This is a genomic window from Pantoea sp. Morm (assembly GCF_016643525.1).
Taxonomy (GTDB): domain Bacteria; phylum Pseudomonadota; class Gammaproteobacteria; order Enterobacterales; family Enterobacteriaceae; genus Pantoea; species Pantoea dispersa.
This window is the reverse complement of the sequence record NZ_VOQX01000136.1, coordinates 1-8,872: the sequence shown is the minus strand read 5'-3', so window position 1 is coordinate 8,872 and position 8,872 is coordinate 1. Positions and strand designations below refer to the sequence as shown.

At 59.4% G+C, this 8,872-nt stretch carries 8 protein-coding genes; 3 read left to right on the top strand and 5 right to left on the bottom strand.

Annotated elements, in window-relative coordinates; genetic code table 11:
* Positions 1 to 233 precede the first annotated feature (233 nt).
* Positions 234 to 938, top strand: coding sequence for an MgtC/SapB family protein (locus FT726_RS24965; RefSeq protein ID WP_021509440.1), 705 nt, complete (start codon positions 234 to 236; stop codon positions 936 to 938).
* Positions 939 to 962: 24 nt separating this feature from the next.
* On the opposite strand, the gene FT726_RS24960 is transcribed toward FT726_RS24965, so the two are convergent.
* From FT726_RS24960 to FT726_RS24940, 5 genes are all read right to left on the bottom strand, one after another.
* On the bottom strand, positions 963 to 1,973 hold the full coding sequence (locus FT726_RS24960) for a substrate-binding domain-containing protein (protein WP_058758751.1): 1,011 nt from the start codon (positions 1,971 to 1,973) through the stop codon (positions 963 to 965).
* 29 nt (positions 1,974 to 2,002) lie between these two features.
* A complete protein-coding gene (locus tag FT726_RS24955; protein ID WP_150059030.1) occupies positions 2,003 to 3,412 on the bottom strand; it encodes a sucrose-6-phosphate hydrolase in 1,410 nt (469 codons plus the stop codon).
* Positions 3,412 to 4,782 carry a sucrose-specific PTS transporter subunit IIBC gene (locus tag FT726_RS24950; protein WP_282995703.1) on the bottom strand — a complete coding sequence of 457 codons (1,371 nt, stop codon included), beginning with the start codon at positions 4,780 to 4,782 and terminating at the stop codon, positions 3,412 to 3,414. The genes FT726_RS24955 and FT726_RS24950 overlap by 1 nt, the downstream gene beginning before the upstream one ends.
* A 64-nt stretch (positions 4,783 to 4,846) precedes the next feature.
* Positions 4,847 to 6,403 carry a carbohydrate porin gene (locus FT726_RS24945; protein ID WP_407075092.1) on the bottom strand — a complete coding sequence of 519 codons (1,557 nt, stop codon included), beginning with the start codon at positions 6,401 to 6,403 and terminating at the stop codon, positions 4,847 to 4,849.
* Between the two features lie 129 nt (positions 6,404 to 6,532).
* Positions 6,533 to 7,459 carry an aminoimidazole riboside kinase gene (locus tag FT726_RS24940; protein ID WP_288425126.1) on the bottom strand — a complete coding sequence of 309 codons (927 nt, stop codon included), beginning with the start codon at positions 7,457 to 7,459 and terminating at the stop codon, positions 6,533 to 6,535.
* A 236-nt stretch (positions 7,460 to 7,695) separates the two neighbouring features.
* On the opposite strand from FT726_RS24940, the gene paoA reads away from it, so the two are divergent.
* Together paoA and FT726_RS24930 are read left to right on the top strand one after the other, a co-directional pair.
* Positions 7,696 to 8,316 (top strand): aldehyde dehydrogenase iron-sulfur subunit PaoA, encoded by a 621-nt coding sequence (paoA, locus tag FT726_RS24935; protein ID WP_021509446.1) that lies wholly within the window; start codon positions 7,696 to 7,698, stop codon positions 8,314 to 8,316.
* On the top strand, positions 8,313 to 8,872 hold a 560-nt coding region (locus FT726_RS24930), incomplete at its 3' end, for an FAD binding domain-containing protein (protein ID WP_346303640.1). The genes paoA and FT726_RS24930, both read left to right, overlap by 4 nt.

Sequence of the window (8,872 nt, the reverse complement as noted above, 5' to 3'; positions counted from 1 at the left end):
CAAAGCGTCTACAATGCCGGCGAAATTTTTACTGATGAGGATACACAATTGGACACCTGTCCCACACGATTACAATCGGTGCCGATGCTGAGATAGCCTCATCGCTGTCTTAGCCCTGCGTTAAGACGGTGGATTTTCCTCCCCCTTTTTCCTGCGTTCTGTCTGGCCCCGCTGTAATCCATTCTTATAACTCTGCATATCCATTGCCCGGCGGTGATGGAGTGAGGTCTGATATGGACTGGAAAATCTTTTTATTGCGCGTCACGGTCGCGCTGATTCTGGGCGCGCTAATTGGCAGCGAGCGCCAGCTGCGCCAGCGCCTGACCGGGCTGCGCACCAATGCGCTGGTCAGCACCGGTGCCTGTTTGTTTGTGCTGATGACGCAAAGCGTACCGGGAATTGCCGCAGATGCCTCGCGCGTGGCGGCCTATGTGGTTTCCGGCATTGGCTTCCTCGGCGGTGGCGTCATCATGCGCGATGGCCTGAATGTGCGCGGCCTTAACACCGCCGCCACGCTGTGGTGCACCGCGGCGATTGGCGTGTTATGCAGCATGGGCTTGCTGCTGGAAGCAGGCATCGGTTGCGTAGTAATTCTGTGCGCCAACATCCTGCTGCGCGAACTGGCACAGGGCATCAACCGGCAAAGCATCATTACTGCGGAGGACGCCAGCCAGTATTACAAAGTGCAGATCATCTGTCTGGCGGCCGATGAGGTACAGGTGCGCAGCCTGATGCTGCACAGCCTTGGCGGCAGCGGTCTGCGGCTGCAATCCCTGCACAGTGAGGATCTGGAACCGTCACACCGCATGGCGGTAAATGCGGAAGTGCTGGGTAAACCCAGCCTGACCGATCAGCTGGAAAATCTGGTCAGCCGCATCAGCCTGGAAAAAGGCGTCAGCTCAGTCAGATGGCAGGTGTGTGAGCCAGAAACCGATTAATTCATCAACCGCAATGCGGCTGCGCTACCTGCCAAAGCGCAGCCGCAGCGTTGCCGGCAGCACGGTATGCTGGCTGATGGGGTCATCGCCGTTAATCATGGTAGTGAGCAGCGTAAAACACTCCTGCGCCAGGCGCGGCACATCCTGCTCGACGGTATCGATCGGCAGAGTCAGTGAGTCATACAGATAGTGGTCGTCAAAGCTGGCCACGCGGATGTCGCTGTGCAGCAGGTGATGCTGGCTCATGTAGCGCAACACCCCTTCCAGCAGACCGCAGGCGGCGGTAAAAATCGCTTTGGGCGGACGCCCCAGCCGAGCGCACAGTGCGGCAAACATTTCATAACCGCTGCTTGGGTGATAGTTGCCGTGAATGATCCACTCCGGCCGTGGCGTCACACCTGCCCGTTCGAGACCCTGCATGAAACCGGCCAGACGATCTTTGGTGGGTGACAGACGCGGCTGACCGCCAAGGAAATAAATCTCATCCGGATTGGCGCGCGCCAGCCGTTCCACCAACTCGGCAGTCGGCGTGACCGAATCGGTCATCACCAGCGGCAGCTGCGTGTCATTAACGTAGCGGTCAAACAGCACGATCGGCAGCTGATCGCTCAGTTTGACGTAGTCACTGTCGCTTAACATGCTGGACGCCACAATCAGCCCATCCACCTGACGCGCCACCAGATTATCCACCACCACCCGCTCCTGCCCGGCGTTCTCGTCAGTGCAGGAGATCAGCAGCTGTAAGCCCGCCTCGCGACACAGATTTTCCAGCGCGTGCGAGAACACGGCAAAACCATGGTTGGTGATCTCCGGCACCACTAAACCCAGCGTATGGCTGCGATTATCGCGCAGCGAGCGCGCGTGAATACTGGCCTGATAGTGATGTTCGCGCGCCAGCGTCAGTACCCGTTCACGCGTCTCTTTCGCCACACGTAACTCTTTGCCACGGCCATTCAGCACCAGGCTGGCGGTGGCTTTGGACACCCCCGCCAGCGCGGCGATATCCGCTATGGTAACGCGTTTGGTTTTTCTCACGTCAGTGCATCGGTTAAGGAAACAATGACTTATTCTACCATGCACGGCCGCAACGACCAGTAGCGCGCCGTCACTTCTGCGTGTCCGGTCAGGGTTAATTGCGCCGGATGCGCCGGGAAGTAGCGGCTGCTCATCACCCCTTCCCCTTCATTAATGAAAATCTCAACGCTGGAGTGATCGCACAGTAACTGGAGCTGACTCACCGCGCCGCGCCAGTAACGGAACTGCCACTCGCCGTTTGCCAGACTGCGCCGTGCGAGCCGCAGCCCGTCGGCCCGCCACTCCAGCCGTAGCTGGTCGGCGAAATTCAGGGTGATGTCGCCCTGCCCGCTCAGCAGTAATTCCAGCCGCTGCGCATCAATGACCGGCGCATCGCCTGCTGGCCCCTGATAGTGCTGTTCAGCGCTGCGCAGCGCCTGCAGTTCAGTGACCGGACGCTGGAACAGCCGGCCATCACGCGTGCCCAGTTCGCGCACGCAGGTCATCTGATGGATCCAGCCATTGGCCACCGTGGGCTGCAGCATCTCCTCGCCGTCCGGCACACCCATCCAGCCCACCAGCAGCCGGCGTCCGTCGGCGGTTAGCGTGGTTTGCGGCGCGTAAAACTCGAAACCGGCGTCAAGCTCATGCAATTCGCCATGGCTAAAGCGGGCGTTAACGTAATCAAGATCGCCGGACAGCCACGCGCTGGGATGTGCATTGAGAAAACGATGCTGTTCCTGCGCAAGCCCCTGCGGACAGCAAATCAGGAAGGTGGTATCGCCGAGGGTAAACATGTCCGGGCATTCCCACATGTAACTGGCTGCCGCCAGCCCGTTCAGGCCGCTGCCGGCAATCTCGCCCAGATTGTGCCACTCACGCAGGTCCGCCGAGCGCAGCAGCAATACTTTGCCCTGCTTTTGCAAATCCTGCGCGCCCAGCACCATGAACCAGTGTTCGCCATGCCGCCACACTTTCGGGTCGCGCACGTGTCCGGTATAGCCGTCGGGCAGCGCGATCACCGGCCCGAGTTTGTCAAAGCCGCCCTGCGCATTCTGCACCGCCAGACACTGCCAGGCGGTACGCGCGCCATCGGCAAACTTCACGTTGCCGGTATAGATCAACGTCAGCGCGCCATTGTCATCAACGGCGCTGCCCGAATAGCAGCCGCTGCGGTCATACTCTTCATCCGGCATTAGCGCTATGGGTTCATGCTGCCAGTGCAGCAAATCGGCGGAACTCCAGTGGCCCCAGCATTTATGCTGATGCTGACAGCCCAGCGCATTCCACTGATAGAACAGATGGTAACGCCCGGCGAAGTGGATAAAGCCGTTCGGATCGTTAAGCAATCCGGTGACGGGTGCCAGATGCCAGCCCGGATAATGCGGGTCGCTCAGCGCGCGCGGCTGACCGCGCATCACCGCCTGTAAAATATCGGGTAACAATGTAGAAGCCGCCATTATTCCGCGTCCGTTTTGTATTTGAGCAGATAAGAGATCATAAATGCGCTGCTGAACGCAATCACCATGCCAATGGCATAGTTAAGCAACGAACTGGCCTGCACAATCGCCATGCCCGGCAGCCCGGTGAGACCGACAGCCGTCATATACACATGCACCGACACTACCCAGGCACCGCCCAGCGCGCCGCCAATCAGGCCGGCGATAAAGGGTTTCATAAAGCGCAGGTTGATACCGAAAATCGCCGCCTCGGTAATACCCAGCAGCGCTGAAAAGCCGGACGGCAGCGAGATGGCTTTGATTTTCACATCTTTGGTTTTGAACCACACCGCCAGACAGGCACCGCCCTGCGCCACGTTAGCCATCGCCCAAATCGGCAGCAGGAAGTTGACGCCAATCGCCGGATTGCCCAGCAGCCCGGCTTCAATCGCATGGAAGCTGTGGTGCACGCCAGTGATCACGATAACCGAGTAAAGCCCGCCAAACACCAGTCCGGCCAGCCAGCCGGCATGGGCAATCAGCGTGCTGAGGACGAATGAAATACCGTCGCCCAGCATCCGCCCTGCCGGACCAATCACCAGCAGCGCAACGAAGCCGGCAATGATCACCGTCAGGAACGGCGTCAGGATCAGATCCAGCGCGTCCGGAATCACCCGGCGCAGCTGCTTCTCCAGCACGCTCATAAACCACACCGCCAGCAGCACCGGAAACACCGTGCCCTGGTAGCCGATCATCGCCACTTCGATACCGAAAAAGTTCATGGTATGGAAGCCGGCCGCCACGCCCCAGGCGTTGGTGAGCGCCGGATGCGTCAGGATGCCGCCGAGCGTGGCACCGAGGAACGGGTTACCGCCAAACTCACGTGCCGCGGTAAAGCCAATCAGGATCGGCAGGATAATAAAGGCCGCCGAGCTGCACATATCCAGCATGATATACAGCGCGTTGTCGGGGTTAACCCAGCCGTAGGTTTTAACCATGCCGAGCAGTCCCATTAGCAGGCCAGAGGCCACAATCGCCGGGATGATCGGTACAAAAATGTTCGACAGCAGACGCGCAATACGCTGGAACGGATTGAGCTTGCGCGCGGCGATGTCCGCGGCTTCAGATTTACTGGTTTCACTGATGCCAGCTTCGCGGATAAACGCGGCATACACTTTATTCACCACGCCAGTGCCAAAAATCACCTGCAGCTGTCCGGCATTGCGAAAACAGCCCTTCACGCCCTCCAGCTTGCCAATCGCGGCGGTGTCGGCTTTGGCGTCATCCATCAGCACCAGGCGCAAACGTGTGGCGCAGTGCGCCGCACTGGCGATATTTTCCCGGCCTCCCAGCAGCGGCAGCAGCGACCGGGAAAGAGTAACAAAATCCATAGTAACCTCTATTTTTGGTTGTTATGCCATCATGCGCTAAGCGGCCCGCACGCGGGCCGTTTCATCAGAACCAGGTTTCCATTTGCACGCCAAAGTTCCACTCGCCACCGGACTTAAAGCCGGTGCTGCCAAAGGCGTCATCGCTGGCGTAGTTATCCAGACGATGATCCCAGTCCATCCAGCTGGCGAACAGGCGGATTTCCGGACGCTTGAGGAATTCGCCCACATCGCTGGCTTTGAGCGTGGGGGCGACGGTGAGCTTGTAGAAGTTGCCGCTGACGGCCTGACGATTGTTATAGCCTTCAGGCCGCAGATCCATGTACTGATATGAGCCTTCATACTGCATCTCAAAGTTCTGCGTAAATTCCTGAATCAGGCGCAGGTTCACGGTGGCCCACTCATAGCTGTCGCCTTTGACGTAGCGGTCTTTGCTGCTCTGCGCCAGCAGCGCCGGCGCGATGTGCCAGCCCGCGCCCAGCGGCGTCATCCCGTAGCTGGCGAGCCGCCAGGTATTCGCCTGCGGCAACAGCGCGCCGTCGGAACCGATGCTCTTCACTTCTGCGCCGAGGCCATGACCGTACAGCAGCGCGGTTTTCGCTGAACCTTCACCCAGGCCGTAGAAGCTGTCGTTGTGCAATCCGACCAGGGCGTGCACACCGTCATTAGCAGCATCACTTTTCACGCGACGACCGTCGATATCGGTGCGCTGATCGTTATCTTTGGCGCGCATGCCGCTCACCATCAGCTGCAGCGGGCCGACGAAGTTATTCAGCGACAGAATGTAGTTTTGCGCGGTGTTTTCGTTATTTTCGATGTCACCGAAGGTGCGGCCATAAATCGACAGGTTGCTGCGGGCGTCATCGCCCCACTTCATGTCGTAAATACCGGCCCCGGTTCCGGCGAGGAACACCACATCGGAATCGATCCAGTGGATGTCGAAGTTATCCCGGTCGAAACGCTTACCGGCCCACACCGTGGAGTCTTTGAACGCACCGGTGAAGGTCGGTAGCTGCCCCAGTTCGACAAACGCCTGACGCAGGTTGAGATCGCTGCTGGCGGCAGTCCAGTCGTTGTAGGTGCGCTGTCCGTCGGCCAGCATCGCCTTGAAGCGCGTGGTGGCACCGTTGGCCAGCGTTTGTTTATGTTCGAGGTTAAGTTCAACGTAGGTATCCGGCTCATTGCCGAGCCGCCCGACGTGACCGCCGGTCTCACCGGCCGGCGTGAGGGTGGGCCCGCCCTGAGTTTTCGCAGCGGAACTGTTCATCAACAGGCCAGAGCGTGCGTAGCCATGAAACTCAAAGCCCTCTGACTCGCTGCTGGCGGCGGGCGCAACAGGCTGAGCGGCGCGCGGTTCGGTCTGTGCCACGGCAACCGGCGTCGGGTTCTGCTGCTGCACCGCAGCCAGCTTTTGCACCTGCTGTTCCGCCGCCTGCGCGCGCTGCTCCGCTAAGCTGGCACGCTGTTCAGCCGCGGCCAGTCTTTTTTCCATCGCCGCCAGGCGCGCTTCAATACTGCTCATGTCGTCTGCCGCCCAGGCTGAGCCTGAGCCTAACACGGTACTAAGGGTTATAGCGATTATGCTTTTTTTCACTGTTTTGCATCCCTGAGGCAAGGCTATCATCAGATGTATTTTTTGCTAAACCGATTTAAGCACCGCATCATAGCGGTGCCATTTTTTAAAGCGCAATGGATTTTGCTAAACCGATTTAGTGGATGTGAGATACATCGCAAAACAGGGAAAACGGCGGGGTCAGATACTGTGCTGCTGTAGCTGTTGATGGTTGGGTAACGCGGTCATTGCGCCTTTGGCGGTGGTAGCCAGCGCCCCGCACGCCTGCGCCGTGCGCAGGCAGGCCGCCAGCTGCGCTTCATCCGCCGGCAGACCCCGCTGCGCCAGTTCCCACAGCAGTCCCGCCACGAAGGCATCGCCGGCACCGGTGGTATCCACGCTGATCACCGCACGCGCGGGATAGTGAGTTTGCCGGCCATCAAAATAAGCACGCACGCCAGCGCTGCCCTGTGTGACTAACAACAATTTAACGGAGAAGCGCTGCGCCAGTTGCGCGATGCCGCTGTCAATGTCGGCGGTGTCCGTCATAAAGGCCAGTTCTTCCACGGAGAGCTTCACCACATCCGCCCGTTGCAGGGCCGCACTGAGGCATTGCAGCAACTCCGCCGCATCGGACCACAAATCAAGACGGATATTCGGATCGAAGCTGACAAAACCGCCCGCCTCACGCACGCGCTGCATGGCGGTTAACGCCGCCGTGCGCGACGGCTCGGCGAGTAACGCAATCGAACAGCAGTGCAGCCACTCGCCACACTGAAACCGCGGCAAATCGTCTGGCGTGAGAAACAAGTCGGCGCTGGGGCGCACCATGAAAGTGAAGGTACGCTCGCCCTGCTCATCCAGGGCCACGACCACCGTGGAGGTGCGCTGCTGCACATCTTTGCGCATATGGGAAACATCCACCTTTTCCTGCGCCAGGGTCTGACACAAAAACTGGCCAAAAGGATCGTCGCCCACCCGTCCGATAAATCCGCTGTTACCCGCCAGCCGGGCGATACCCACTGCCACGTTGGCGGGCGCGCCACCGGGACACTGCAACAAACGGCCTGCGTCATCAGGCAGCAAATCCACTACGGCATCACCCAGACACCAGATACGTTTCATCATAATTCAGTCTCACTTAATCGCTAAAACGGTTTAGCAAAGCATGCATATTAATCATGAATGCGGGTATTTGTCACCGTGAACAGTCCGACAGGCTTCAGACTTGTCCGTTGCTGGGATCGGTTTCGCCCTGCCGCATGGTCGTCTGCGTATTGACGTCTATGCTTAAAGTTTTCCAAAACCTTATAAAAATCGGTGTCATTGAGATTTCATTTCGCCACTTGTCCGGAGGCAAAGGCATGAGCAACCCACGCGATGAGAAGACCCAGCGGTATTCACCGCAGCAGGAAGAGACAGAGCGAGCCCGGCTGACAGCCGGTGCCGGTTCCGCCGCGCCGGCCCCCGTCACGGTGCCGGTCACGCTGCAGGTGAACGGCGAACCTCAGCAGCTTAACGTGGATACCCGCACCACGCTGCTGGACGCGCTGCGCGAACATTTACACCTGACCGGCACCAAAAAAGGCTGCGATCACGGTCAATGCGGTGCCTGTACCGTGCTGGTCAATGGCCGGCGCATCAACGCCTGCCTCACTCTCGCGGTGATGCAGCAGGATGCCGAAGTGACCACCATTGAAGGCGTCGGCACGCCTGATGATCTGCACCCGCTACAGTCCGCCTTTATCCGCCACGACGGCTATCAGTGCGGCTACTGCACGCCGGGGCAAATTTGTTCCTCGCTGGCGGTACTGCAGGAAATTGCGGCGGGCATTCCCAGCCATGTCACGGGCGATCTGACCGCCGCGCCAGCGCTGAGCGATGAAGAGATTCGTGAGCGCATGAGCGGCAACATCTGCCGCTGCGGCGCCTATGCCAACATTCTTGCCGCCATTGAAGAGTACGCCGGAGGCCAGAAAGCATGAGAGCCTTTACCTTTGAACGGGCTGCGACGCCTGTACAGGCCGCCAGCAGCGCGATGCAGCATCCGGGCGCACGCTTTATCGCCGGCGGTACCAATTTGCTCGATTTGATGAAGCTGGAAATTGAAACCCCGTCGCATCTGATTGATGTTAACGGACTGGCGCTGGACAGCATTGAACCCACCGCCGGGGGCGGCTTACGTATTGGTGCGCTGGTGCGCAACACCGATCTGGCGGCAGACGCGCGCATCCGGCGCGACTATGCCGTGCTGACGCGCGCGCTGGTGGCGGGTGCTTCAGGCCAGCTGCGCAATCAGGCCACCACCGCTGGCAACTTGCTGCAGCGCACGCGCTGTCCCTATTTTTACGATGTTAATCAACCCTGTAACAAGCGTCAGCCGGGGACGGGCTGTGCCGCACGCGAAGGATTCAGCCGCCAGCATGCGGTAGTGGGTGTCAGCGAAGCCTGTATTGCCACCCATCCCAGCGATATGGCGGTGGCGATGCGAGTGCTGGATGCGGTGATTGAAACCGTCAGCCCTGATGGCAGCCAGCGCGC